The following is a 24142-nucleotide window of genomic DNA, read 5'->3' on the forward strand; positions in this document are numbered from 1 at the left end:
GCTCCTCCCGAAGGCCCAAGGAAGTCCACAGCAACGGTGGATTACAGCAGTGTTGATCCGCGCAGGACCTGATCTCAAAAGAAGGGAGGACGACGTGACTGCAGTCCTCATCCAGACCGACGACTTTTCCGGCGCAGCCGAAGTGGGACAGTGCTTTGCATCCCACGGGCTGGACACGCGCCTCCTCCTGTCCGCGACGGAAGCCGGGGCTGACCTTGAAGCCGCAGCCGCTGTAGACGGCAACCCCGCTGTTTTGGTGTTCGACACCCACACGCGGTCCATGGCTCCGGAGGCGGCAGCCGCCCGGTGCAGCACAGTCTTCGGCGGTTCTGCTGCCGACGGTGCACGCGTCCTGTTCAAGAAGCTTGATTCCCTGTGGCGCGGCAACGTTGGCCCGGAACTTGCGGCACTGACTGCGCTGGGGCTCCACGTTGTGGTGGCGGGCGCACTTCCCCAGCTGAACCGCACGGTGGTGGGCGGCATTGCGTTTGCGGACGGCGTGCGGCTGGACCGCACCGGGCTCTGGCGGGCGGAGTCGGCGCCGCCGCCCTCCGAGGTTGGGCAGCTTTTGGGCTCCGGCTCCTCCGTGCAGCTTGCCGGGCTGACGACGGTGAGGTCGGGCGGCCTGGCCGCCTTCCTGGCAGATGCCCTTGCGGGCGGCCCCTCCGCCGACATCCCCGCCACGGTGATCGTCGACGGCGAGACAGCTGCAGATCTCGAGGCCGTCGTCGACGCACTGCTGGACCTCGGGTTCACGGCCGCCGGGCGGCGGGTCGTGCTGGCCGGGACCGGCGGCATCGCTGCCCTGCTGGCCGCGAAACTGGGCAGCGGACCGGCTGGAGCGGGCGATCCTTCCCGAACCGATCCTGCGCGAAACGCGCAGACCCATCTCCCGCCGTCGCACGCCCTGCCCATGCCGGACAGCGCCCGGCCGGTGCTTGCCGCCGTCGGCTCCGCTTCCGATACGGCAGCAGCGCAGTTGCGGAACCTGGAAGCAAGCGGCTTCACAGCCCTGCGGATCGGCCCGGACGAACTGCAGCGCCCGGAGGCTGCCCTCCCCCGGCTCGCAGAGGCGCAGCAGCTCATCGCGGCAGGCGGGCCGGTGGCCTTGACGGTCAGGGCCGACGTCGTGAATCCGCACGAATCCGGCAGGATTGTGCGGAACCTCGCGCAGCTGACAGCAGGCGCCGGAGCCAGCGCGGATCTCATTCTTACCGGCGGTGAGACGGCCCGCGAGGTGCTCGATGCCCTCGGCGTCCGTTGGCTGACGCCGCTGGCGTCCGTGCAGCACGGCGCTGTGGTCAGCCTTTCCGACGACGGGCGGCTGGTGGGCACCAAGCCCGGCAGCTTCGGCGACGACGCCGCGCTCGTCCAGCTTTACTCAGCAATCAGAGACCTTCGGTCAGCCAACGACCTTCACCCCTTTTCCCATGAACCTGGAGCATCAATGACATCCGCAGTGAACGCAACCAAGCAGGACACCCGGCCTTTCATCGCCGTGACCATGGGCGACGGCGCCGGCGTCGGCCCCGAGGTGACCGTGGGGGCTCTCCTGGCCGAAAACGCCTACCGCGACTGCCGGCCGGTGGTCATCGGCGACGTCCACCGTCTGCAGCTGGGCGCCAAGGCGCTGGGCGTGGACGCCGACATCGTGGAGGTGGAGACGGTGGACGAAGCTGTTTTCGAGGCCGGCCGGATCAACGTGATCGACCCGAAGCTGCTCCCGGAAGACCTGCCCTGGGGCCGGGAGTCGGCCGAAGCAGGCAACGCGGCGTACCACTACATCCGGATCGCGTGCGAGCTGGGCATGAGCGGCCAGGTCCAGGGCATCTGCACGGCTCCCCTGAACAAGGCGGCACTGCACAGGGCCGGGCACATCTACCCGGGGCACACTGAACTGCTGGCGCGCTTCATGGGCGTCGAGGAAGTGTCGATGATGCTCTCCACGCCCAAGGTGAAGGTTATTCACGTGACCACGCACATCGGACTCATAGACGCGATCAACAAGATCGAACCGGGCCTGGTGGAGCGGACCGTTCGCCGCGGCCACGGCGCAATGCAGCGGGCCGGGATCGAGAACCCGAAGATCGGCGTCTGCGCCATCAACCCGCACGCGGGCGAGAACGGCCTCTTCGGCTACGGCGAGGAAGCGGAAAAGATCACCCCGGCCATCGAGAAGCTCCAGGCGGACGGCGTCGACGCCCGCGGCCCGCTGCCTGCCGACACGGCGTTCTTCCTGGCCGGCCGCGGGGACTATGACCTGATCGTGGCGATGTACCACGACCAGGGGCACGGCCCCATCAAGGTCCTCGGCATAGAAGCAGGCGTCAACATCACGGTGGGGCTGCCCGTCATCCGGACGTCGGTGGACCACGGTACGGCCTTCGACATCGCCGGCAAGGGCATCGTGGATGTGAGGAGCATGATCGAGGCGCTGCGCCAGGCCGCTGAAATGTCTCCGAGCCCGGCTCCGCGCCCCTGATGAGGTGTGCCTGACTTCGCCTCGTGCACGGCTCTCCATAGGATGGTTTGAGAATCCGACGGTCGGAAGTCCCGGCCCGGGAAAGGAGAGCTTCCATGACGCATGCCATCGTCGCCCAGCAGCCGGGCGGTCCCGAGGTCCTGGACTTCGCGGAGACCGACCGTCCCGTTCCCGGCCCCGGCCAGCTGCTCATCAAGGTGGCAGCAGCCGGCGTGAACTTCATCGACACGTACCAGCGCGGCGGCATGTACCAGGTGCCCTTCCCTTTCACCCCGGGCTCGGAGGTAGCCGGCACAGTTGAGGAAGTCGGCGAAGGCGTCGAGACTTTCTCGGTGGGCAGCCGGGTAGCTACGGCCGAGGGTTCCAAATGCTACGCCGGCTACACGGTGCTGGATGCGGCGAAGGCTCTCCCGGTGCCGGACGGAGTTGACGACCAGACGGCGGCGGCACTCCCCCTGCAGGGCATGACGGCGCATTACCTCATCAACTCGTCCTTCAGGGTGGAGCCGGGCCACACGGTGCTGACGCATGCCGGCGCCGGCGGTGTTGGCCTGCTGCTGACCCAGCTGCTCAAGGAGCGCGGCGCAAGGGTCCTCACCACCGTTTCCTCCGACGCCAAGGAGGAACTGGCCCGGGAAGCCGGCGCCGACCACGTGCTGCGGTATGAAGGGTTCCCCCACCACGTCCGCGAGCTGACCGGCGGCAGGGGCGTTGACGTGGTGTACGACGGCGTCGGCCGGAACACGTTCGACGGGTCGATGTCCTGCCTGCGCACGCGCGGATCGCTGGTGCTGTTCGGGGCGGCGTCCGGTGCCGTCCCGCCCGTTGACCCCCAGCGACTGAATGCCGGCGGATCCCTGACGCTGACCCGGCCGTCCCTTGCACACTTCCTGCTCAACGAACAGGAACGCCACTGGCGGTCCGGGGAGATCTTCGCTGCCGCCGCCAACGGCAACCTCAAGGTCCGGATCGGCGCCACCTATCCCCTGGCCGATGCCCGCCAGGCCCACGAGGACCTTGAAGGCCGGCGCACCACGGGCAAGGTGCTGCTGGTTCCGTAACGGGCTCGCTTTTGGTGCGGTGCCGGGCTTGCCGGGCACCGCACGCTGGCCCGTGCCTGAACAGCCCCCTTATGCTCAGGCTTATGACAGAAGGCTTCCTTGTTCGCGCCGCCAGGGCTGAAGATGCTCAGGCCATGGCATCCATGCACGTCGCGTCCTGGCAAGAGACCTATCGCGGACTCATGTCAGACGAACTCCTCGACAGTCCGGATTTGCTCCCGGCCCGGGAGTCGTTTTGGACCACCGTACTGACAGAAGAACGATTCTTCGCCTATCGCGTGGCCGTTGCAGAGCGCCAGGGGTCGCTTATTGGTGTTGCAATGGCCGGACCGGTGCAGGACAAGCCTTGGTCAGTGCATCTTTACGTGCTGTACGTTCTCGCACTGAATCATGGCTTTGGTGTGGGAGAAGCTCTCTTGGACGCTGTTGTCGACCCTGGCGAAACGGCAGCGCTGTGGGTCGCGGACCCCAACCCGCGGGCACAGGCCTTCTATCGCAAGCATGGGTTCGTGCCGGATGGGGTCAGCCAGACCGAGGATAACGTGCGAGAGATTCGCATGGTGCGTTCCAGCCGCTGGCATCCCGGGCAAACCTAGGGGCCTACTACTCTCGTAGGCATGACTGATGAGCATGTCCGGGCCGCGTATCGAGCACGTGCCGCGGAGTGCACGGCTCTCTTTGGGTCGCCACTCTCCGCAGTCTCGGCGAACCGGAATCCTTGCAGGGTGTGCTCGCCTGGTGCTTCCTCCTGAGCCTGCTTGCCGAAATGGCGCTGCCCGACTATGCCCGGAAGGGCCATACGCCCACACGCGGCGGTTGGTGACGTGTGGCGGCCGTAACCCGGACGGGTTGCACCTGCACCAGCAATCGGTACAACTCGCCGGTGTTAACCGATCCGCTCGGCCAGGGCCACGATGATCCCTTCCGGTCCGCGCACGTAGGCCATGCGCCAGATGTGCTCGTATTGACCCACGCCGCCGATCAGGCCGTAGCCTTCCTGGGCCAGCCATTCGACGGCTGCTTGGAGGTCGTCCACCTCGAACGCCACGTTGCGCAGGCCTAGCTCGGTAGACATTGCGGCAGGAGACCCGGGCTCGTGGTCCGGTCGAACGAAGCTCGACAGCTCCACGCCGGCACCTCCGTCAGGCGGCCGCAGCATGACGATCTCGCTGCGGGAATCGGGGATGCCGATGACGGTGTCCACGAATTCGCCCTCCATGAACATCCGGCCCTCGACCTCGAGACCCAGACCGACGAAGAACGCCGTTGCTCTGTCAAGGTCAGCAACGGTGATGCCGGCGTGGTCGAAGCGTCGCACATGCGACATGGTCCAACCTCCAGTTCTCGTTGACAACGTCCGCGTGGACGTCTGCACAGACGGGCCCGCCGTCGAAGCCGCCCATCCCGCATGGATTAGAGAGATCCTCAGCCTACCCGCCTGGCGTGGACAAAAGACGGCAACGCTGGATTCGGCAGCGGATGGGTGAAGTGTACGGCCGACGTTCCTGCCACCGGTCGGCCACAGGTGAATTGCAGTACGGGAGCCCGGTAGTAACAATGGCGGCGGGTTGTTGGCAAGGAACCCGTATACGTCATCGACGGACTCGCAGTCCAACCGGTGAGTCCAGAAGACTACCTGCCGGTCAGTCTCATTACAGCCAATGGTTAGTGCCGCGGATAATCTGCGTCCCTGAGGTGGAATTATCATTCTCAGCGCATTACCGCGCGAGTCACAGCACCGGTTTCAGAGCTAGCATCAGTGGATGGTGCGAATCGTCGGCTACACGCCGGATTACCGGGAAAAGGTACTCGCGCTTTCGCTGAGAGCCTGGGAACCGGTGTTTCCCTTGGTCCGCGACTCGGTGCCCGGCTTCGTTTACGAGGCCTTCTATCCATTGGGATGGGAGGAACGCCAGTACCGCGACATGGCGGCTGTCCTTGATAATGAGCCGGAAAATGTAGCGATGGCTCTTGAGAGTAATCAGCTAGTGGGCTGGGTATGTACTCGGCTGCACCCGGAGGACAGCATGAGCGAGGTATATGTTCTAGCCGTGGATCCTGCCCACCAGCGTAAGGGGATTGGCCGGGCCCTCATTGATTATTCTTTCGATGTAGGCCGGGAAGCTGGCATGAGCATGGTGCTTGTAGAGACCGGTGATGATCCCGGCCATGAACCTGCCCGGCGCGTATATGAGGCACTTGGCTTCGAACGATGGCCAGTAGCTCGCTACTTCAAGAATCTTTCCGATTAAGGAGATGGTCTGCGCGTTAGAGAGACGCTGTTGGGGCAGGATCCGGCAGGAACGTCACGATTGTCTTGGAAATACAGCGCCACGAGATCCTAGGGTGGCCCGAAGCCCGCGCTGATTCGACGTCGGGCACTCAGCGCTTGGTCTCGTACCTGGTAAGGAGCACGCTGTCGGGAAACGTCCGGGTCTCCACTAGGCTCAGGTTCACCCAGTTGTCCAGGGCTGTGAAAAACGGCGTGCCGCCGCCCACCAGGACCGGATGGGTGACGATCGCGTACTCGTCGATCAGCCCGGCCCGAATGGCCGCCGCGGCGAGGGTGGCACCGCCGATGTCCATGGGGCCGCCGTCTTCGGCCTTGATCCGGGTGATCTCGGTGACCGCGTCGCCGGTGACCAGGCGGGTGTTCCAGTCGACCGTGCTGGTCGTCGAGGAGAACACCACCTTCGGCATGTCCCGCCAGCGGCGGGCAAACTCGATCTGCGCCGGTGTGGCGCCAGGCTGCTGGTCGGCGGTCGGCCAGTGGGAGCTCATCGTCTCCCACAGTTTGCGCCCGTACAGCGCCAGGCCCGTTGCCCCCACCCGGTCGGACCACCATTGGAACAGCTCGTCGCTCGGTACGCTCCAGCCGAGGTCGTCGCCGGGCGCGGCGATGTAGCCGTCCAGGCTCACGTTCATGCCGAAGGTCAGTTTGCGCATGGCGCCAGTCTCCCGTGAGTCGGTATTCGTTGTACAGACCAACACGGCGCGGAAAAGTTATCGGTCAGGCCAGGCCGAGGGCGAGCTGACAACCACGCCAAGCAGATGCTTCGTACGGAAAGGATGGAGTCCCGACCTTTCGCCAGTGTAGCTATCGACCGTTTGGGGGAACCTGTAGCGGGACAGGTTTCTCTACCTACGGACTGTGCGCGGCGTGGCCATGACCGAGCTAAGGAACCACGGGCATTGGGGCTGGAGAAGCACTTTTCATACGTTCGGGGGTCCAGCCGCGGTGCTCCCCTTCATGGGGTACCGTAGCCTGCGAATCCGCAGAGCTGCTTTCGGAGCCCGGATCTATCTGGACGGGCATCGGCTCGGGCGAAGCATTTCGCATCTGTTCTTCGGTCAGCAAGATTGAGCTGTTGCCACAACTGGAGGCAGTCGCAGAATCGGCGGGGAGACCTGTCGATTCTGCCGGGCCGACAGGGTAGCGAGCAGTTTCACTGCATGTTAACGGGGCGGCTGGATCCGCAACAGTAACGCCAGGCGAAGGCTCACTAGAAGGCAACGGCAATGCATCGTCTGGTGTTTCCAGCTGCATTCCGCTACCAGGATTTCCGCAAGCAGTTAAGGCGAAGACAACGGCATAAACTGCCGCAAACCGATGGATCTCGCGCAAGCGTCCCATGCCCCGATTGTCCCGGCAATCCGGGGACATAAATAGGGGTTTGGCCTGAACTGCTCGTCTCGATCCGATCAACATTTCTATTTTCCGGTCGTGGGTGTGCTGGTTAGGGCCGCAAGGCCCGTCAGCAGGTCCCCGAGGAACCCCTCACGGCACAAGTCGCTAGGTCTCGTCCATTTTCCTTCGGGAACCCGGGACGGACACCGGTTGAGCGCTGTGGCCCGATATGTGGGTTAACGGTCCATATTGAACGCACTGACATGGTTTTGCCCTTGTGTCTGAAGGTTGTCCTTCTTCTGACAAAACGGCTGTGGCGTTATACGCTTCGAGAAATCTCGGCCTAGGCGGGGGCTATGAAGAATCTAAAGATACTTGCTTGCATCACTGTTGTTCTTTTCATGGGAATGACGGTTACCTCGTGCGGTTCCAGCATGGGGTCGCCAAACCCAAGCCAGACATCACCGACGTCATCGAGCGAATGTGCCCAATTCGTGCCTGAGGCCCCTTGCGGGAAATACACCAGCACGGCCGGGTCTGATGGCGGCGCACCAATCTCCTGGGTAAGGGCAGGGGAGGTAACGGCGCAACTCTCTAAACGAGATGGGGAGACCTACCTGACAGTAGTGATGCCGTGCGGTCCCCTCGATGCCGTTGTGACGATCAATGACAACACCATGCGACTGACGGGGCAGAGGGCGATCGGTGCCTCAGGCTGCATAGAAAACCTTGGGGAGAGACAGGACTGGGTCCTTAAGCTCCTCGGGGGAAGTGTGGAGCTGGGCTACAGCAACAACACCCTGACGTGGGCGAACGGCAAAGATTCGCTTTCTTTCGTTACCCGCTGAAGTTTCCAGCCAGGCTGTGCGTCCCAATTGCATAACCAGTAATCGACGGAGAACACGAAGTCCTCAGCGGCCATCAGGCAACTTTGATCTAAGTTCTTCTGCACGGGAAGCGATGCCCCGACGCTGTTCGCGGGTGAATCTTCTAGCCTGCAGGTCGAGGACTGCCCGGCTGCCCAACTCTCCCACACCCAACAGCTGACCCACCCGACGGACTGCTTCGTCCCCGTCCTCTGAATCCTCAATCATCTGGAAGACCTCGTCACGCCGATCCATCGCCTGTATTAGGGCATCGAGGATCATCAATTCTTGCCTGGTCTGCCGCTCATCCTCATCCATGCGGCGATTCTTGCACGACGGAAGTCATTGGGCATTGCGTCCAGTTGAGGATGGCCGAAGGAGCCCTTTACGGCACCCAGCCGTGCCTTGGCATAGCCACTGTTCCTTCTGCTGAGACGAGGGGGTACATTCATCTGGCCTCTGTTCCTAAGAGCGGGGAGATAGTCAGCAGATGAGCAGGGGGACCGTCGTGGTTTTACAGGGAGCCGCTTTCACACTATTCGGGGGGCTATTCCTGCTCATCGGCTTGGCGATAGCCGTATTTCGGACTGCCGTCTCGAAGGGGCATCGGGAATGGATGAACATGTTCGCCGGCCGACGAGGCCGCGAAGCAGCTGAAGCGGTGACACAGGGCACCTGGCTGGCGATAGGAGTGATGTTTGGGCTCCTTGGAGCCGGGCTTCTGTTCGCTGGCCTGAACCTTCTCCTGCGTCATTGAAAGCCGTGTCGCCCAATTTGACGCCTATAGGAGCATCGTCGTTGGATCGCGGATTGAGGAACCCCTATGGGGACGTCGAGTGGGAGGCAGGAATTCCGCCGCCGGAGCCTGGTGCTTGGAAGATCCCGACTTTGGTTTGGCCGTCGCTGAGGTACACAGGGATCTCGCGCGGCGGGCGTGGGGTGCTGAAGTTCTTTGAGGCGTCTTCGGGGCTGGTGGGCGTGGGTCCACCGTAGAGGTCTTTGGCGTAGGCGTAGCCGGATACGCCGTTCGATGCGGTGACGGCGATCAGGTCGGGAGTCCCTTTTTCGGGGCTTTCGACGCCGTAGGTCTCGCCATCGGCGTTGATGCCCCACTCTGTTCGTTCATGTTTGACGTATTTGGCTGTGAGCTTCCAGCGGCTTTCGGGCTCCGTCTTGATGGTCACGCTGTGCTGGCCTGGGGCGAGGCCGATGGTGTAGCCGGACCAGCCTGCGGTGGGGTTTGCCGCGTCTGCGGCGGAGCAGGTGCTGGCAACTCCGTCGGGCCACTCAAAGCGGCCGGCGGTAAGGCAGGTAAGTTCCATGGCGATCCCGGTGGTTCCTTCAGGTGGTTCGCCCAGTTCAATGGTGGCGGTTCCCGTCTGGACTGTCGTTGAGGGGGAAGCCAGCGGGGTGGTGTTCTCGCCTCCGGGGAGTGTGAAGAGGCCCGCAGTTGCCGCTCCGATGCCACCGAGGAGGCCGGCACTGGCCAGGACGCCGCCGCTTAGCCATAGCCGTGTCTGCCTGCGGGTCCGGGCGGGGACGGATTTTTGGACTCGGGAGACAAGTTCGGCCTCGAGTGCATTGCTGAAGCGGTCATCGACGCGCAGCTCGTTCATGAGAGTTCTCCTTCCAGAACTGGAGTTGTGGAGGTAGAGGCGGGCTGCTCACCCGTGAGGGCGTTCTTCATGCGCTGACGTGCACGGTGCATTCTTGTTTTCGCCGCTCCAGGGGTGAGGTTGAGGACCGCTGCTGCGGCGGCGATGGTGTATTCCTCGAAGACGACCAGGCTCACCAGGTGCACGTCCTCAGCGCTCAGTGCGTCAAGGGCACGGGCGACATTCTGGTCGAGAACCTCCTGTGCCGCGCCCGTCGGGTCCTGGGCAGTGCGGTCTGTTTCGTCCGCTCTAGGAAGGGAGGCCAGGAGCCGGCGGTAGCGGAGCGCTGAGCGCCGGCGGTTGCGTGCAGCGTTCGTGGTTGTGACCAGCAGCCAGGGAAGAATTGATCCTTCGACGATCCGCACCTTCGCCCGGCGCCTCCACAGTTCAAGGAAGGCTGTGGCCATGATGTCCTCAGCGTCATGCCTGTCTCCGCAGAGCCGATATGCGTGGCGGAAGATCCTGTCGCGGTGCCGGGAGTACAGCACCCTGAAAGCTTCACCCTCGCCATTGCGGCTGCGGTTCCATAGCCCCGCATCATCCGACTGAACGTTCCCCATGCCCTGTATTGTCCGTGACAGCCGGAAAGGTTACACATGGCCGAAGAATCTTTTGGGAACCCTCTACGGAAGTTTCTGCCCAGAATCCGCCTCAGCCGCGAGTTCCGCTTACTGCACCAGCATCAAACTCACGGATAGCGTCGGCGAGTAAACGCGCAGGACTTGCTGAAACCTTCTTTAAGGAGCGCTGACTCGGCCATGTGGTGAACCCGTCATCTTCCCATCGAGGAACGACATGGAAGTGAAGATGGGGTACGGATTGCTCTGATCCTGGACCACTGGCGCTGAGTAGGTTCACACCTGGGGCACCCAACGTGGCGCGCAGGGCCAGACTGACCTTCTGAATAAGCGCCATTGTGGCCATTAGCGAAGAAGAACCAGCTTCATGGACGCCCGATGCATGCGCCGTTGGGATTACCAGAGTGTGTCCCGGCGCCAATGAGCTTGACGGCAGGGGTAGGAACGCAGCGGCATGCTCCTCTTTCGCGACCCAATCAGCAGACGTGGCATCTAGCAGCAAGGAACAAAATACGCAGCTCATCCAACCATCCTGCCTTGTGGGTACGGAGCGGTGGAATCGCGTCGAGGTCGACACGCTCCAATAGGACCCAGTTTTGACCGACCTGCGACAGGCCCTGCCCATCTGTGTCGGCGAAGAAGACAGCTCCTCCCTTGTTAGGACACTTTTCGAGGCTGCCGATTGTACGGCTGTACCGGGCCCTATTCCGGGAACGGGGCAGTCCGATGACGGCGGGGATGTAAGAGGGGGGTGTCAGCTCGTTGCTAGGGCGGTCAGCGCCGCTGAATCCAAGAAGTCTAAGAGAACATCGTCGTGGGCCGCGTCCAGCTTGCCGTATTGCCCGTCGTCGTAGATCTCAGCTCGCACAATAAAGCGGGTGGCGGCTGGAGGCGAAGTCGCCCAACAGCGCCATGTGACACCATCTTCGTTCGCTTTCGGACTCAAAACTTCGCAGGTCGAGTGGAAAGGTTCGTCAGTCACATCTATCGCTTTGAGCGACTCTGCTTCGAGCAAATTGATTCTGACGGAGTATTTGCGGTCGGTAAATCCGAAGAGTGAGGCTCTGACCAACACCTCGACACCGCGGGGAGAAGGCTCATCTCTAGGAGAGGAAGGCTCTCCTCGATTCATCTTGTCCTCGTAGGCGCGGTAATCGACGCTTTGCTCAATGCCGATCCGATCCACCGTAGCTCCAAGCTTGTCTCGCGGTTTCAGGTCAGGGGCTATCAGGTACGTTGCCCCGACCAGGGCAGCGACAAGTGAGGCCACCGCGCCGAGCCACGTGATCACGCCTTTAGTGAATCCGCTAAGCCGCGTGAACCGCGAGAAGATGCCAGTCCCCTCTGCCGGGGGGACGCTCTCATCCCCCTCCCGCTTTTCCTTTTTAGGCATCCCCTGAGTCTAGGTGAGTCAGTTCGAAAGCTCCCCAGACGATGCGGAGTTGGACCAAGCGTAGGATCCCGCCAAGGCACGGCCCCGAGGGTCAGGCCCGCCGACTGTGTTCAGCACTCTGAGAGCTGTTCCGCTGCAAGTCACAAACGACCGTTTCTGACCTGCCGCCGGCACGCCTCCGAAAAATGTGTGACTTTCGGCGCTATTTGGCGGCGTTCTGTGATCGATATATGGCGCGTAGAACCACCATGGACCGAGGCGCGGCCTAGCCCCTTATCTCGTATCCCTAGGGTTGCGAGACTCCCTCGCAGCCTTCCTGCGCTTCCGGGTCTACGGCCCGGGGGGGCTGAAAACCTTCTCTCGGCGCCGTCCCTAGGGCACGTGTACATGGCCGGGCTTTCCTCGGCATCACCGGCCGTATTCACCCGTCACCTTCCTTGTCAGCGCGGATTCCCCGGGTGTAACTTCAAGACTCCATCGGAGGGGAAGGAGCATTATGGAGCGCCTGCCCGATGCGCTAATCACTACTGCCATGTGGCTGGCAGCAGTATTTGTCGCTTTCCTAGTCCTTGCGTTGCTTTTTCGGTGGGTAGGGTTCGCCCGCGCGCGAAGGAGGTTTAGTGATTTGGACATGGACCGCCTCCGTGAAGAGCTAGTGGAACATGTGTCGTCCAAGAGTAAAAACCGTCGGCAACCCGTACCCCTAAAGGTCTTCTGGAAGGGTAGACGGATTCCTCGAACCGCCAGATATGAGGTTGTGAAGCCTCTTCTGGAAGAGGGCATCCTTCATGCCGTTGAAAAGGCTAAGCCAGCGTCGGAGGGGCAAGGCTTAGCCGATGACTTCCAACGTTGGATCAATGGGCAAGGCGACAGGTTTTTTGCTTGGTTGACACCCGTGGCTCCTGAAGTAGTTTTTCTCAGTGACATGGATTGGGAAGTACTGAAGAGACAACATTATTCGGCCCGTGAACTCTTGGAGATGCGCAAGGTGATCAACGTATTCGGGGACGGTAATACCTTCGGCAACGGTAATCAGGTAGACCACAGCCGGCATGTTGATAAGAGCAGGCACAAAACACGTGCCGGTAGGGACAACATAGGTTCAGGCATCAGCGGCGGATCCACAGTGTCCGTCCGCTGGCTCAACGGTTCAAATGAAACAGAAAACCTGGCGGCACTTGCTGCGGCGCTCAGGAAAGATGCTGCGGCACTCGAGTCCGACGACGACAGGGCCTTTGCCAGGAGCCTAGCCACGAGAGTTGAGGAAAAGGCGGCGGCGGCTGAACCGGACAAGGGGGAAGTCGCTCACGTTCTTGAGCGGGTAGCTTCTTTCGTGACGCCCTTGGCTACAGCGATGACCGAGACCCACAAGACACTAGGTCTCTTCTGGCCATCAGAAACGGGATGACCAGTCGCGCTCGGAACTAGATCGGGCCCCAGGGTTAGACCGACGCCGCTATTGCTTGCTGTGATTTCCTCCTGCATTCTTAGTCACCGGATCTTTCTGGAACGGTCTAGTTTCCGGCCTCATTCCCGGCTAGGAGGTTGTGTCTGGTGTCGAGGAAATGCTCACCGGCTGGCTTTGTCACAGGCATTGGGGTGGTGTTTATGGGCGTGAATCTTGGCGCTTGTTCCCTGGAGCCCGCCGCTAATACCGCACCCGCCTCCAGTTCACCCACGGCTGCCCACCTCATCGTCACCGATTGGCGCAATGGAGATGACGCCATGCTGGCCCAGCACTCGGGAGTCCTTATCACGCAGTCGGACGGCTGCGTTGGTCTGGGAGTTCCGGACGGGAAGAAGTCCAAGCCGATACTTTTACGCTGGCCGGCCGGGACAACCCTGTCCGAAGACGGCGAAGCCGTCGTGGGATTGTCTGGTAAGCGCTTTGCTTTCGGCACGGAGATTGGCCTGGGCGGCGGTTTCGGTCAGGTGACGGTTCCTCCTGACTGCGATTCGACCATGTGGGACAGCGTTTACGACGTGCAGCAGCCACTTTGAACTTTCGAGGACCTAAGACAGCTTCAAGCGCTCAGACGCGCTCCTTTGATGAACGCTGAACGGCACATTGGCTGCTCATGGTCGAGATGCTCTGCCAATGGAACGGCTCACTCCAGCTGCGAGTCCCGGTAACCGACTCCGCAGGAGATCGGCTACGAACATTTCAGTCAGCGGGAGTGAGCCGGGACCGAACCGCCACGAGCCCTGGCCCGAAACGTGAACTCATTGCCTTTTGGAGCGACCCGTCGTCATAGGAAACGTTGAGGAGAACGTACCCGTTTTCAATGAACGTATCCGTCCATTCACGCTGGTTCGATTTCCATAGCTGACGTTCAATTTGCTGCAAGCGCTCCTTGTTCCCGCGGCCAGGGTTGTGAGGATCCAGTCGAGGATCCGGTTTGCCCCACGGTTCGTCATGAGCGATGTGCCGTGGGGGCTGCCTCGTAACGGTCAGGCTGGTCCCGTTCCAGGTTCCATACACCACATAGTTTCCCCACGTCACGTTGGCCGCTTTTTCCTCACCATCCGCTAGCGACCAGTCCCACCCGTGAATGGGGGGGGTCCAATGCAACCTGGCGGGTAGGAGTCGTTGCCTATGCCCATACACAGTTCGGGCAGCTCGTTATTTTCCTGACGTACGAGGCCTGCGCCGACGAGCTCGTCGGAGCGCGCTGTTAGGGGCGGTTGCTCCGTTGGCTTGCCGGATGGTTCATCGGCAGGCGGCCCGGGCACCGTACAGGCTGCGAGTACTGCCGTAAACGCGGCAACGACTCCGGTACCAATAAGCCCTGCCCTCATAGCAAAAGTATGCCCCCAGTTAACGTCAACCGGGCGGTTGGGAGGCAAGGGATGAACTAAGTCTGTGGCCCGGACCTATTTCAGCCGTATGTGCCGTTGTTTGCCGCGAAGATTATGCAAGACCTTCGGCGACAGTTTGTCGCCCTGCTGTGCTGCCTTCTTCAGGAGGGCCCTGCCTTCTCGAGTCTGCCCGGACTGCCAGAGAGCCAGCCCCAGGTTATGCAGTGCATTTGGTTCGCCTTCCGCCACGCTGCGTCGAAGGAGTTCAATCTCTTTGTCCGGATTGCCCGCTTTTGAGTAGAGGTCGGCCAGCGGAATCAGGACGTCGACTTCGCCGTTTTGAAGATGCTTTTCAAGTAGGTTGATTGCGCTTTCAGGATCCAGGTCGTCAGTGGTGTCGATGTATTCCACTGCCGCCTCGGCGCTGGTTTCGCTACCTTCCCTTAGAACCTTCACAGCTGATTCTTCATCACCTAGTGCTCTGTACGATCTGGCAAGTCGAAGCGGAATGGCGGCGTTACTGCCGGCGAGGCGCAGCCACTTAATAGCTTCAGCATGCCTTTCCATCTCCCAGTTCGTTTCTCCCAAAGCGAATGCCGCCTTCGGATCCCCTACGGCATGTGCCTTCTCGAACTGAACCAGGGCCTCCTTGGGTCTGTTGATGTCACGAAGGAACACCCCATAGTTCAGGTACGCTTCATTCACTCCCTGCTCAATGGCCAGACGGTACAGGACTTCAATGGCTTCCGACTGCGAGATCAGCCGTAAATCATTCGCTGCATTGAACAGACCATCCGGGTCGCCCGCCAGGATCAGCTCCACGGACGACCGAAAGTCCACCCCTTCGGTCTCTGCACTATTCACTGCCCCACCTGACTTCGGGTCCCTGCCGGGAACGCTACGGAAAAACACGGGGCCGCAGGCCCAGCATCAGGGCCAGACTATGGCAGCACCTCTTACTGGGCCAGCAATTTATGCCCACTTCATGGGAGGAACCGTGAACGGAACGTTTCACGACCTGGCGTGAGAGCGTTGGGCTGAACGCCGAACGACCGCCGCTCGGAGTAGCATGAGAATCTCGCGAAGGGGCCAGCATTGGGGCAGGAGTCGTTCATTCCGGATTGGGCATTTCCAATCCTGGCAACTCTCGGAGTGTGCCTTTTGATCCTCATTGTGCTTATTCCGATGGCTCTGCTCCGCACTCAGCGCGGGCGGGCAGCCGCTCAAAACGAAGGAATCCACGTTGAAGGCGTAAGGGCATCAAAGTCTCTTACATTGGGGATTTCATCAGAAATGCTGCGCGAAAAAATTCACTCCATCGTGCAAAGCGAGAGAAGGTTTTCGAGAATTGAAGAGGCTCCGGGCCGCATAGACGTTTTTGTCCGCGGCAATCTCTGGACCTGGGGTGAGGTCATCCAGGTTACGTTCACCGAGACGGCCGACGGCACCGAAGTCACGGCAATTTGCCGGCCCCGAGTCTCTACGACGCTTTTCGACTACGGGCAAAGCGGCAGTGATCTGGGCTTGTTTATCGACCTGCTGGTAGACCGGACGGAGTCCGGTCAGCGGGGCTAAGCCACCTAAGGTGTCGAGTCAGTTGGGTCATCAGCCGAACCCCCTACGGGCAATTTCGCCGCACGAACACCATCCGAGTCTGTTGGCGCCCCGCTACGGAAATTCCGCCCCGCGGAACCACCGTTAGACTACAATCCCTAGGCGCTAGGAGCTAGCGGTGCGAATACTCATTGGATCCAGCAGTGCGCAAAGCATTCATGCTGTCGTAGCATCTACAGCCGCCGAGAAGGCTTCATGGCTGACTGGGATCTCTCTTGTCCCTGCAGCTCCTGGCGGGATCACGTTATCGACTGATGCGGACTTGTTGGGCTCAGGAACGGTGCAGCTTGAGAGTTTAAGCCTCGTAACAGTTTCAGCCGGGGCAGAAAACTTGCTGGGCGTTCCCTCGGCTCCCATTGGCCAGCGGAGGACGTTCGGGGCCCACTTGTCGCTCACCGCACGGGATGTTGCAGGCTTTCTACACGTCGATTTGGAGTTGCCGCGCCTAGCGGCAGGCGAGCAGAGTGAGGCATCAGCAGCGTGGGAGGAAGTGCCTCCAGACGGTCATGTTCTCTTGGTGCATACCCACATCATGGGCAGGGCGGAGATGGACATAACCTACCTGCTTTTTCGTTACGTCTGACGGAAACTCCTTATCAAAACTGTCCGAACGTACCTCTGAAGGACCGGTGTCAACGCCGGCGCTTCCTTCTGGGAATCCGCTGCGGGACAGTCCGACCGGAGGGTACCGGCGAAGGGACGTATCAGGTGGCGGGCCAAAGCGCGGATTCAACTGCAACAATTTTCGCGCCATAGCGCCGGTCCATCTTTTTCTGGATGCTCCCGTCGTCGTAGATGACGGTCAAAAAGACATAGCCGTTTTCGACTAGCACAGAGAGCATTGTTGGTTCCCCGGAGTTCAACAGTTCATTTCGGATCTTCCTCAACTGATCCGGTGTGCCAGCGCCTCGATGCTCGGCATCCCGGCGTGGGTCGCCTGGTCCTCGGGGGACGTACTCATTGAGTCCGAGAGGCCGTGGAGGTGTTCGCCCCAAGGTGAAGGTTTTGCCGTCCCACGTCCCCTGCAGCAGGTAATCGCCATGCGTGACCGTTCCTACGGTTTTCGATCCGCTGACCGTGTTCCAGTTCCAGCCCTGGATGACTGGACCGCTGCACAGGGGCGGGTCAGACGCCGCTATGTAGCCTAAGCAGAATTCGGGCTCTGCGGGTCGCTGTTGAAGCACCGTTCCCTGGCCAATGAGTTCCCCGGGAACGGAGGACTTCGACGCCGCGTCACTGACGGTAGGACCGTCGCCTGGTTGAGCGGTGGCGGTGCAGCCAGCAAGCACTACGGCAAGGCTGCCGATTAACGCGCTCTTGGCAATTCCGCCTCTCCTCATGCCTAAAGTATCGCTCTTGCGTTCCTGAGGAACCACGGGAATTTACCGATCAAGGCCCACAGAACCTACCTAGTTGAAGCTGGTGCGGCTGCTCAGCGGCCCCTGTGAGGAACGCTTTACGGGCCGGTTTTCGACTCAATTGACAGGGCGGACTTCCGGGCTTCTATTCTTCGGGAAAGGACCGGATGATCTCGGGCGGGAATGCTTCGAGTAGTTGCCTCCTGAGCTTTTTGCCGGCTTTCCACTCATCCATGTTGAGGTCGCAGCTTCTGCCTCGTTGGTCCATCAGTGAGATGCAGCCGCAGCTGCGGTCACCGACGACGGCGACGTCGGCCAAGAAGATCGACTTCGATTTGCCGGAGGCGTGAGTCACCAGGTGTGTTGGGGTAAGTGTCAAGGTGGCGTGGGTAGATTTGTTCCGCCACGTTGGGTGCTCAGCGTCGCCTTCTGCTGCCGGTTGATGATTTTTCGGCGTGTTGTTCCGCTGCCAGATTTCATAGCGATCTATCGCGAGCCCTAGGCTTTCGGCCTCTTTTTTGGAAAGCTTCACCGAGTTATCGAATGCGACGATCAGCGAACCGATACTGGTTCTGAGGATCTTTGTGAGTTCGGCGGAGCTGATGGCTGTCGCCCGGTCAAGGAGTTCCTGCCGGTCCCGCCTGCACCGTCCGAGCAGGGTGTCGATTGCCAGTTGATCCAGGTAGTCCTGGGGAACGTAATCGTCCCATCCCAATTCGGCGATCCGGGCGTGCCGTGCTGACTGGACGGCATCCTCGCTGAACCCTGCATCTACGATGCCGCGCAGGGTGTTTACGCCTTCCCTGAGAGCCGGGATGCTGTTCTGCCGGACCGGATCAAGAATGAGATCGAGTTGGCTCTGGTCGGTATCGATCGCGGTTGTGAAGTTTTCTACGGAATAGATGATTCCGGCTGCGTGCCGAAGCCGAGTCAGTAGTTCGTACCGCAGTGCTTCACAGAGGAGATCGGCATCGTGTGATGGCACCAGAAGAGACAGCGCGACGCCCTGTTTCCGGGACCTGATCAGTGTCGGAGCCGTGACGAGCGGTGGATCCTGATGATGAATGACGGCCTTCCCCGATGGCAGACGGATGTCCAACGTGGAGGGCAAGGGACCCGTGAAGGTGAGGGCCGCATTGGCGGCGGTGAGCCAGCCCCAGGCCCATTTGGTGGTTTCAGCCTTGGTTAGACCGGCGGTAGCAGGTGCCCCGAATTGCGCGGCGCCCACGCCGCTCGGCCCGTACCGGTAGGTCAACAGGCCGGCGGAGACAGTACTGAACTCGTGCGGGTCCTCCGCCTCGAGGACGGACTTTTCAAGCGCGATAACTTCATCTGTTACGGCTTCGAAAGTTGATACGGCGGCCGCGATCGCATTGAGGAAACCGGCGACATCCTCTGGCCTGCCCAGGGCGTAGAACTGGAGTGAGTCAGTGGTCACGGTACCGCCGTGCACCACCGTTGCGGGCTGCGCCATGCGCAAAAGCACGTGCTCAACAAGATGAGTGATTCCGGCGAGCGTTGGTGGTTCATCGCGCATTCCGACGCCGAATATCAAGGTGCCCGTGCAGAGACCTTCCCGGTCCAGCCAGAATGAGGTAATCCCGTTGTGGGAGCTCGTGTTTACGGTCTGCATCATGGGTGACAGTCTTGCAGAACGTCGTTCAGTTATTTATCAGATGCAACGACGGATAGCTGCCGGCCGGGAAGCGATTCACCATCCGTGTGAGGAACCCCTCACGGCAGGGCGGCCCAGTCTAGTCCAAGTTCCCTCGCGGACCATTGAAGGTAATTTTATTCTCGTCCGTAGCTGCACTCTTTGGCTGTCCCCTTTAGTCCACTTGGCTGTAGATGAAGCCGGTAGCAGCGGATGCGCACAGGAAAATCCAGAACAATGCCCAGTTCTTGTTAGTAACTACTTGGGCCGACAGCTGTCGAGACCGCACTACTGGCACGAAGAATGCGGCCAGACCTGCGAACAAAAAGACTGTGCAGAGGACTATGAGAAGCCACGCCATGCGAAAATCACTCTCCCAAAGTGGTTCTGCTCCCTTGCCGGAGGGCTCTTATCCACGAGCTGTTTTCGCTCACAATGCAGGATCAGGCTGGTCTCACGCAAGGCCACCAGAACAACAACCGTCCCAAAGAGGGCCAACCCGCATTGCCTCCCGTCAGCCGGTGATGGCCTTCGGGCCTTCAGCGAACCCCCTGTCGGACTATTGTCCTGCGCCGACTTGGCTGGCGCACCGCTATTTCTACCGCCAGATGGTCTGAATCAGCGCCGTCGCTGCGAATAGTGTCATAAATATTGCCTTTCCTGCACCTATGGCACGTGCAGTTCCCGTATCCATTAGCCACCCCACACCAGCCGACTCAAGACCTCTGCCCCGCACGTTTTCGGCCCAGATCTCGGCCGTTCGTTCATAGTTCCTCCAGGTCAATAGCCCTACGCCGACCACGGATACCGATAGGACGATGAGGGGCGCGGCCATCAATAGATCCATCGGAGGCACCGGCAACCGAAAGATAAGCCCAACAAGAAGCAAGAGAATGATGACCGCAACGCTGGCCCCTTGCCAGACGCGAAAAATACGCACAAGTCGGGGCAGTCTCCGATGTTCAGCCAACGTCCTCCGAAAGAACCTCATCTCGATCCCTTTACTGCTGCAGGACTGATCCTTTGGCGCCGCCATTGCATGAATCTTTTCCCTGCTACAAAAGTGCACAACATGGGAATGAGTGGAATGAACGGGACCCTTGAGTCAGCGGCAACGAAGGCCACCGCACCCCAGAAGAGAGTTGTGGCTACCACCCAAGCCGCGACCGTCTTCCCTTTTACTGGCCCTGGAGGAAGTTCCTCACCACTGGCGCGCCGCTCTTGCAATTCCTTCCAGGCGTACCAACCCAGGGGAATCAAGATGGCGGCGGTCAGACCGAGGATGATCATGGCGGCCAAGAAAGAAGATGTGCCAACCATCTCAAGGGGTATGCGACCTAACGGACCGAGAAGAAAGAGCAACAGAAACAGCCAGAAGTAGAAGCGTCTGCGTTTAGGCGGCAACTCATCCCAGGTTCTATTGTGCCGATCGTAACGGGAGGTTGAGTTGTCGTTCGCGGCCGCCATGCTTCACTGTCTCACTTCAGGCTTCGGCGCACTACCGGTCACGTGCCGGGTACTGCTGCAGCTTAAGCCCAGGAGAACGGGAGACGGCTGAACCGCTTTTGCGAGTTCACGAGCCAGATTTCCCGTTACTTCACGAGACAAAATCGTCCGGAGAGGGTCCGTCCGCGAATCGTCCCGTAAGCCGGTACTCCCCCGGAAACGCTGGGTCCTGACCTGCGCTTTTGTCGCTAAAGCTTTTCGACTTTCCCGTAAGCCCGGTTCTATGAACTGTTCGGTGAAGGCGCCTGATATGGCACACTGCTGTGCATGGCTGAACTCACGATCGGTTACGCGAGAGTCTCCACCGACGAACAGGACCTCACAGCTCAGCGGGACGCCCTGTTAGCAATAGGCATCCACCCTGATCGAATCTATGTCGATCACGGCCTAACCGGCAGCGATAGGAACCGCCCTGGCCTTCGTGAGGCGTTGGCAGCCTGCCGCGCCGGCGACACCTTTGCCGTGACCAAACTCGACCGACTTGCCCGGTCCGTGCTGGACGCGCATCAGATTGCCAATGAGCTCGCCGAACGCGGGGTCAAACTCAACATCGGCGGCTCGATACATGATCCCACCGACCCGATGGGGAAGTTGCTGTTCAACGTCCTTGCGATGATTGCTGAGTTTGAAGGCGATCTCATACGGGCCCGGACCCGCGAAGGCATGAAGATCGCCAAGGCAAAGGGCCGGCTACGCGGGAAGCAGCCCAAACTCTCGCCCAGGCAGGAAGCTCATCTGGTTCAGCTGCATGCCGGTGGCGAACACACGATGTCTGAGATCGCCGAGCTGTTCTCGGTTGGCCGTTCCACCGTCTACCGGGCCCTCGAACGGGCGCGCAAGAAAGCGGGAACCGCGGACTCCTGACGCTGCACCGCTATCCGATTCTGCGCAGGACCTGGCGGGCCACTATCCGATTGATCCCCGGTACGTGCGTTGCCCGTATGATCCACCTGCGCAGGAGCCGCTGAGCGTGGCTAGCGGGGAGGAACGACGACGCCGCTCGCCTTCCCGCGCGCTGCGCCACCTCCACCACCGGTCGCCAGCAACGTTCGAACTGCCCGAGAGCAACACCGATCCCATTCGGCGAGGCCACCGGACCGAGCGTGTCCCCCAGCAAGGCGGCCCCTGCCACGGCGAGCGAGGCACCCTGGCCTGCCAGGAGGGAGACTGCCCCGCAGGCATCCCCCACGAGAACGCACCTACCCTTCTGCCAGTCCGGCATGACGATCTGCGCGACGACGTCGTCATACGGTTGCTCGGGACACAGTTCAAGGAGCCGGTCGACAGCACCACCGAGTCCGGCGAACTCCCGGCGCAACCGTTCCCGGACGCTTTGCGCTCCGGAGTTCCTGCCCGCGGCCGCATCGCGATACACGAGGAACGCGGCCACCTCGTCGGTGCGGAGGCTGTAGAGTCCGGCCATCCGGTCGACGGAATCGGTAAGCACGAAACGGTTCCTGTAGCGGGCATTGAGCCTGGGATCCCTAACGATGAACGCAGCCGCGCGCATGCCCAGGGGACGCAGGTACTCCTGTTCGGGTCCGAAGATGTGGGCACGCACTTCGGAATGGACTCCGTCAGCCCCGATGAGAACATCTGCGGTGAGCACCTTCCCCGGCGAGCCGTCGACGGCGGCACTCGCCCCGCCGTCGTCCGTCCAGGCCCGGGCGACCCGGGCGCCGTAGCGGACGTGGATCCGGCCGGCGGGGACGTCCCCGAGTGCTGCCAGGGCCGCCCGCTCCAGGTCCGGGCGCAGGAGGCTCAGCACCTTCCCGCCGGCAAGTCTGGCCAACTGGCCGTAGTCGAGGCTGGACGTGCGGCGCCCCGCCGCATCCACATAATCGGCCGCTTCGACACGGTAGGCGACGGCCGCCAGCCGCGGGTAAAGGCCGATCCTCTCTGATGAATCAATCCCCGGACCGAAGAAGTCCATCATGTAGCCGTCGGGCCGGGGTGCGGACGACTTCTCGAGGACCTCCACGTCCCAGCCAGCCAGACCGAGTTGGCGGGCGGCGACAAGCCCCGCTATCCCCGCCCCGACAACAATGGCTTTCATGTCACCAGACGCCGCGCGTGCTCTACGTCCCGGGGTGTCGGGACCTCAGCCGTGCTACCGCTGAACACCCAACGGGTTGTGGCGCCGTCGGGGCCGGTGAGGGCACCTGGGCGGAGTGCGTGCTCGATGCGCTGGCGCACCTCGGCCTCATTGGCCGGCTCGCAGCTGAAGATGACACGGACCACGAGGCGGTCGCCGTCGCCCTGAGAGTCGTCCCGCTGTGCGGAGGTGTAGTGGGCTGCCAGCGGGCAGGGCGGATCGTGCTCCCAACTGCCGCACGACTCCAGGGTGATGGCGGCGCCCGGCGCCCGCGCGTCGCCGCCGGGCGGCAGGAGCAGAAGCGCTCGGTGCGCGAAGGGCGTCCTCATGGCTCATTGTCCCGCGTCTGAACACGAAGTGTTGGGAACTCCCTAGTCGGTGCCGATGTTTCCGACCATCCACAGTCTGCCCTTGGCGCAGCCCCGTTCGGCCCAGGCGTCGTTGAACGAATCGGCACCGCCTCCACCGATGGCAAGGGGCAGTCCTGAGCGCGCTACGACGTTCTTGCTGGCGTCAAGGACTTGGAAGGACCACGCATCGCCCTCGACGGTGTACCCCTTTGGCCATACGAGAGTCACTGGGTCTCCGGCCGTCTTTGCATGGACGCAGCCGTCGTCATCAACTGCCAACGTGCCACGGAGAAGCGCTTCCATGCCGCTCCGCTCGGGTCTATCGGATGTGACAATGCGCAGCGGCGAAGACAAACACCCACTGGCCGTCGTCAGCATAGCCAAAGCCAAAGCGAATCCAATAACTAGCAGTCGTGGCCGCAGGATTCTCATACGGCGGACTATACGCGCCCCGCCAGGCGAACGGGAGGTCCCTGGCCGCTGTGCCCCTGCGACGCCCAGCCAGCCCACAACACTGACTTTTCCCTGGACAGCCAAACCTAGACAGTCAGGGTGACAGGGGCTGCTGTCGAAGGTCCCCCGCACTGCCCGCTTCCCCCTACGCGTGTCCATTGCAAGGGGACTTCCCGCTCCACCAGCACCTGCCCCTCTGCTGAACGGGCGCGAATGACAGCCCGTTCCGGGGTCCGCATCATCAGCTGGAACCGCCAGGTCCGGTCATCCGCCTTCGAGGCAATGAAAGGACTGGGCGTCCTGGCAGAAGTCGACGGCGTGGCCACCTGCGGAGAACGTGACGGGACAGCATCTGCGTCAGGGGTGGCGCCCGGAATCCGGGAAGCGCTGGGTGCCGGACGTGGTGCCGGCACTGAGCAGGTATTCTCCACACAGAATTCCACCACTCCCACGCTCTCAACGGCGCCGTCCAGCGACACGGTGAGCGAATTGCTCCAGGCAATCGCCGGGCAGACGTTCGGCGAAGCGCAGGAGCCCAATCCCAGCGTGAGCGGCAAAGCGACGGCCGCAGCCACAGGAGTCAGGTGGCGCAGCCCCTTAACAACGCGCACTAGGCGGCCAGGAAACCGCTCACTTCCAAGTTCCGGCAT

23 protein-coding genes are annotated in these 24142 nt (G+C 61.5%); 8 read left to right on the top strand and 15 right to left on the bottom strand.

The features are described from left to right. The first annotated feature begins 94 nt into the window (after positions 1-94). From pdxA to ACIP9X_RS09770, 3 genes are all read left to right on the top strand, one after another. Positions 95-2482 carry a 4-hydroxythreonine-4-phosphate dehydrogenase PdxA gene (pdxA, locus tag ACIP9X_RS09760; protein ID WP_400479537.1) on the top strand — a complete coding sequence of 796 codons (2388 nt, stop codon included), beginning with the start codon at positions 95-97 and terminating at the stop codon, positions 2480-2482. A gap of 95 nt (positions 2483-2577) precedes the next feature. Next, complete coding sequence (locus tag ACIP9X_RS09765) at positions 2578-3543, top strand: quinone oxidoreductase family protein (RefSeq protein WP_400479538.1); 966 nt, start codon at positions 2578-2580, stop codon at positions 3541-3543. Positions 3544-3626: 83 nt separating this feature from the next. Next, positions 3627-4139, top strand: coding sequence for a GNAT family N-acetyltransferase (locus ACIP9X_RS09770; RefSeq protein ID WP_400479539.1), 513 nt, complete (start codon positions 3627-3629; stop codon positions 4137-4139). 290 nt (positions 4140-4429) lie between these two features. Here the strand turns inward: ACIP9X_RS09770 and ACIP9X_RS09775 are convergent, their stop codons facing one another. Continuing rightward, a complete protein-coding gene (locus tag ACIP9X_RS09775) occupies positions 4430-4870 on the bottom strand; it encodes a VOC family protein (protein WP_400479540.1) in 441 nt (146 codons plus the stop codon). A 436-nt stretch (positions 4871-5306) separates the two neighbouring features. Here ACIP9X_RS09775 and ACIP9X_RS09780 point away from each other — a divergent pair, with 436 nt between their 5' ends. Continuing rightward, positions 5307-5795, top strand: a complete 489-nt coding sequence (locus ACIP9X_RS09780) for a GNAT family N-acetyltransferase (RefSeq protein WP_400479541.1) — start codon at positions 5307-5309, stop codon at positions 5793-5795. Between the two features lie 130 nt (positions 5796-5925). Here the strand turns inward: ACIP9X_RS09780 and ACIP9X_RS09785 are convergent, their stop codons facing one another. The 7 genes from ACIP9X_RS09785 to ACIP9X_RS09815 all read right to left on the bottom strand — a co-directional run bounded on the left by ACIP9X_RS09785 (position 5926) and on the right by ACIP9X_RS09815 (position 11663). Then, complete coding sequence (locus tag ACIP9X_RS09785; protein ID WP_400479542.1) at positions 5926-6489, bottom strand: dihydrofolate reductase family protein; 564 nt, start codon at positions 6487-6489, stop codon at positions 5926-5928. 1593 nt (positions 6490-8082) lie between these two features. Next, a complete protein-coding gene (locus ACIP9X_RS09790) occupies positions 8083-8355 on the bottom strand; it encodes a DNA gyrase subunit A (protein WP_400479543.1) in 273 nt (90 codons plus the stop codon). Between the two features lie 229 nt (positions 8356-8584). Further along, positions 8585-8791, bottom strand: a complete 207-nt coding sequence (locus ACIP9X_RS09795; protein WP_400479544.1) for a hypothetical protein — start codon at positions 8789-8791, stop codon at positions 8585-8587. A 67-nt stretch (positions 8792-8858) separates the two neighbouring features. Continuing rightward, positions 8859-9653 (bottom strand): peptidase M56 family protein, encoded by a 795-nt coding sequence (locus ACIP9X_RS09800; RefSeq protein ID WP_400479545.1) that lies wholly within the window; start codon positions 9651-9653, stop codon positions 8859-8861. Further along, on the bottom strand, positions 9650-10252 hold the full coding sequence (locus ACIP9X_RS09805) for an RNA polymerase sigma factor (protein WP_400479546.1): 603 nt from the start codon (positions 10250-10252) through the stop codon (positions 9650-9652). Before ACIP9X_RS09805 ends, ACIP9X_RS09800 begins: the two co-directional genes overlap by 4 nt. Positions 10253-10343: 91 nt before the next feature. Then, on the bottom strand, positions 10344-10895 hold the full coding sequence (locus tag ACIP9X_RS09810; RefSeq protein ID WP_400479547.1) for an HIT family protein: 552 nt from the start codon (positions 10893-10895) through the stop codon (positions 10344-10346). Positions 10896-11024: 129 nt separating this feature from the next. Next, positions 11025-11663 carry a hypothetical protein gene (locus tag ACIP9X_RS09815; protein ID WP_400479548.1) on the bottom strand — a complete coding sequence of 213 codons (639 nt, stop codon included), beginning with the start codon at positions 11661-11663 and terminating at the stop codon, positions 11025-11027. A 496-nt stretch (positions 11664-12159) separates the two neighbouring features. On the opposite strand from ACIP9X_RS09815, the gene ACIP9X_RS09820 reads away from it, so the two are divergent. Both ACIP9X_RS09820 and ACIP9X_RS09825 read left to right on the top strand, forming a co-directional pair. Further along, positions 12160-13071 (top strand): hypothetical protein, encoded by a 912-nt coding sequence (locus tag ACIP9X_RS09820; protein ID WP_400479549.1) that lies wholly within the window; start codon positions 12160-12162, stop codon positions 13069-13071. Positions 13072-13262: 191 nt separating this feature from the next. Further along, positions 13263-13664, top strand: coding sequence for a hypothetical protein (locus ACIP9X_RS09825; protein WP_400479550.1), 402 nt, complete (start codon positions 13263-13265; stop codon positions 13662-13664). Positions 13665-14537: 873 nt separating this feature from the next. Here ACIP9X_RS09825 and ACIP9X_RS09830 read toward each other — a convergent pair. Beyond that, on the bottom strand, positions 14538-15326 hold the full coding sequence (locus ACIP9X_RS09830) for a tetratricopeptide repeat protein (RefSeq protein WP_400479551.1): 789 nt from the start codon (positions 15324-15326) through the stop codon (positions 14538-14540). A gap of 231 nt (positions 15327-15557) precedes the next feature. Between ACIP9X_RS09830 and ACIP9X_RS09835 the strand changes: the two genes are divergently transcribed. Next, on the top strand, positions 15558-16037 hold the full coding sequence (locus tag ACIP9X_RS09835) for a hypothetical protein (protein ID WP_400479552.1): 480 nt from the start codon (positions 15558-15560) through the stop codon (positions 16035-16037). Between the two features lie 743 nt (positions 16038-16780). Here ACIP9X_RS09835 and ACIP9X_RS09840 read toward each other — a convergent pair. Both ACIP9X_RS09840 and ACIP9X_RS09845 read right to left on the bottom strand, forming a co-directional pair. Then, positions 16781-16918, bottom strand: coding sequence for a hypothetical protein (locus ACIP9X_RS09840; RefSeq protein ID WP_400479553.1), 138 nt, complete (start codon positions 16916-16918; stop codon positions 16781-16783). A 661-nt stretch (positions 16919-17579) separates the two neighbouring features. Next, on the bottom strand, positions 17580-19070 hold the full coding sequence (locus ACIP9X_RS09845; protein ID WP_400479554.1) for a hypothetical protein: 1491 nt from the start codon (positions 19068-19070) through the stop codon (positions 17580-17582). Between the two features lie 1791 nt (positions 19071-20861). On the opposite strand from ACIP9X_RS09845, the gene ACIP9X_RS09850 reads away from it, so the two are divergent. Then, positions 20862-21458, top strand: a complete 597-nt coding sequence (locus tag ACIP9X_RS09850) for a recombinase family protein (protein WP_400479555.1) — start codon at positions 20862-20864, stop codon at positions 21456-21458. Positions 21459-21468: 10 nt separating this feature from the next. On the opposite strand, the gene ACIP9X_RS09855 is transcribed toward ACIP9X_RS09850, so the two are convergent. The 4 genes from ACIP9X_RS09855 to ACIP9X_RS09870 form a co-directional block, all read right to left on the bottom strand. Continuing rightward, entirely contained in the window at positions 21469-22650 is a 1182-nt protein-coding gene (locus ACIP9X_RS09855) for an FAD-dependent monooxygenase (protein WP_400479556.1), read from the bottom strand. After that, positions 22647-23018, bottom strand: coding sequence for a hypothetical protein (locus tag ACIP9X_RS09860; RefSeq protein ID WP_400479557.1), 372 nt, complete (start codon positions 23016-23018; stop codon positions 22647-22649). The genes ACIP9X_RS09855 and ACIP9X_RS09860 overlap by 4 nt, the downstream gene beginning before the upstream one ends. A 42-nt stretch (positions 23019-23060) precedes the next feature. Further along, positions 23061-23267 (bottom strand): hypothetical protein, encoded by a 207-nt coding sequence (locus tag ACIP9X_RS09865; protein WP_400479558.1) that lies wholly within the window; start codon positions 23265-23267, stop codon positions 23061-23063. A gap of 311 nt (positions 23268-23578) precedes the next feature. Continuing rightward, a complete protein-coding gene (locus ACIP9X_RS09870; RefSeq protein WP_400479559.1) occupies positions 23579-24103 on the bottom strand; it encodes a hypothetical protein in 525 nt (174 codons plus the stop codon). Positions 24104-24142 lie beyond the last annotated feature (39 nt).

This window comes from Arthrobacter sp. NPDC093125 (assembly GCF_044754225.1).
In the GTDB taxonomy this organism is placed as follows: domain Bacteria; phylum Actinomycetota; class Actinomycetes; order Actinomycetales; family Micrococcaceae; genus Arthrobacter.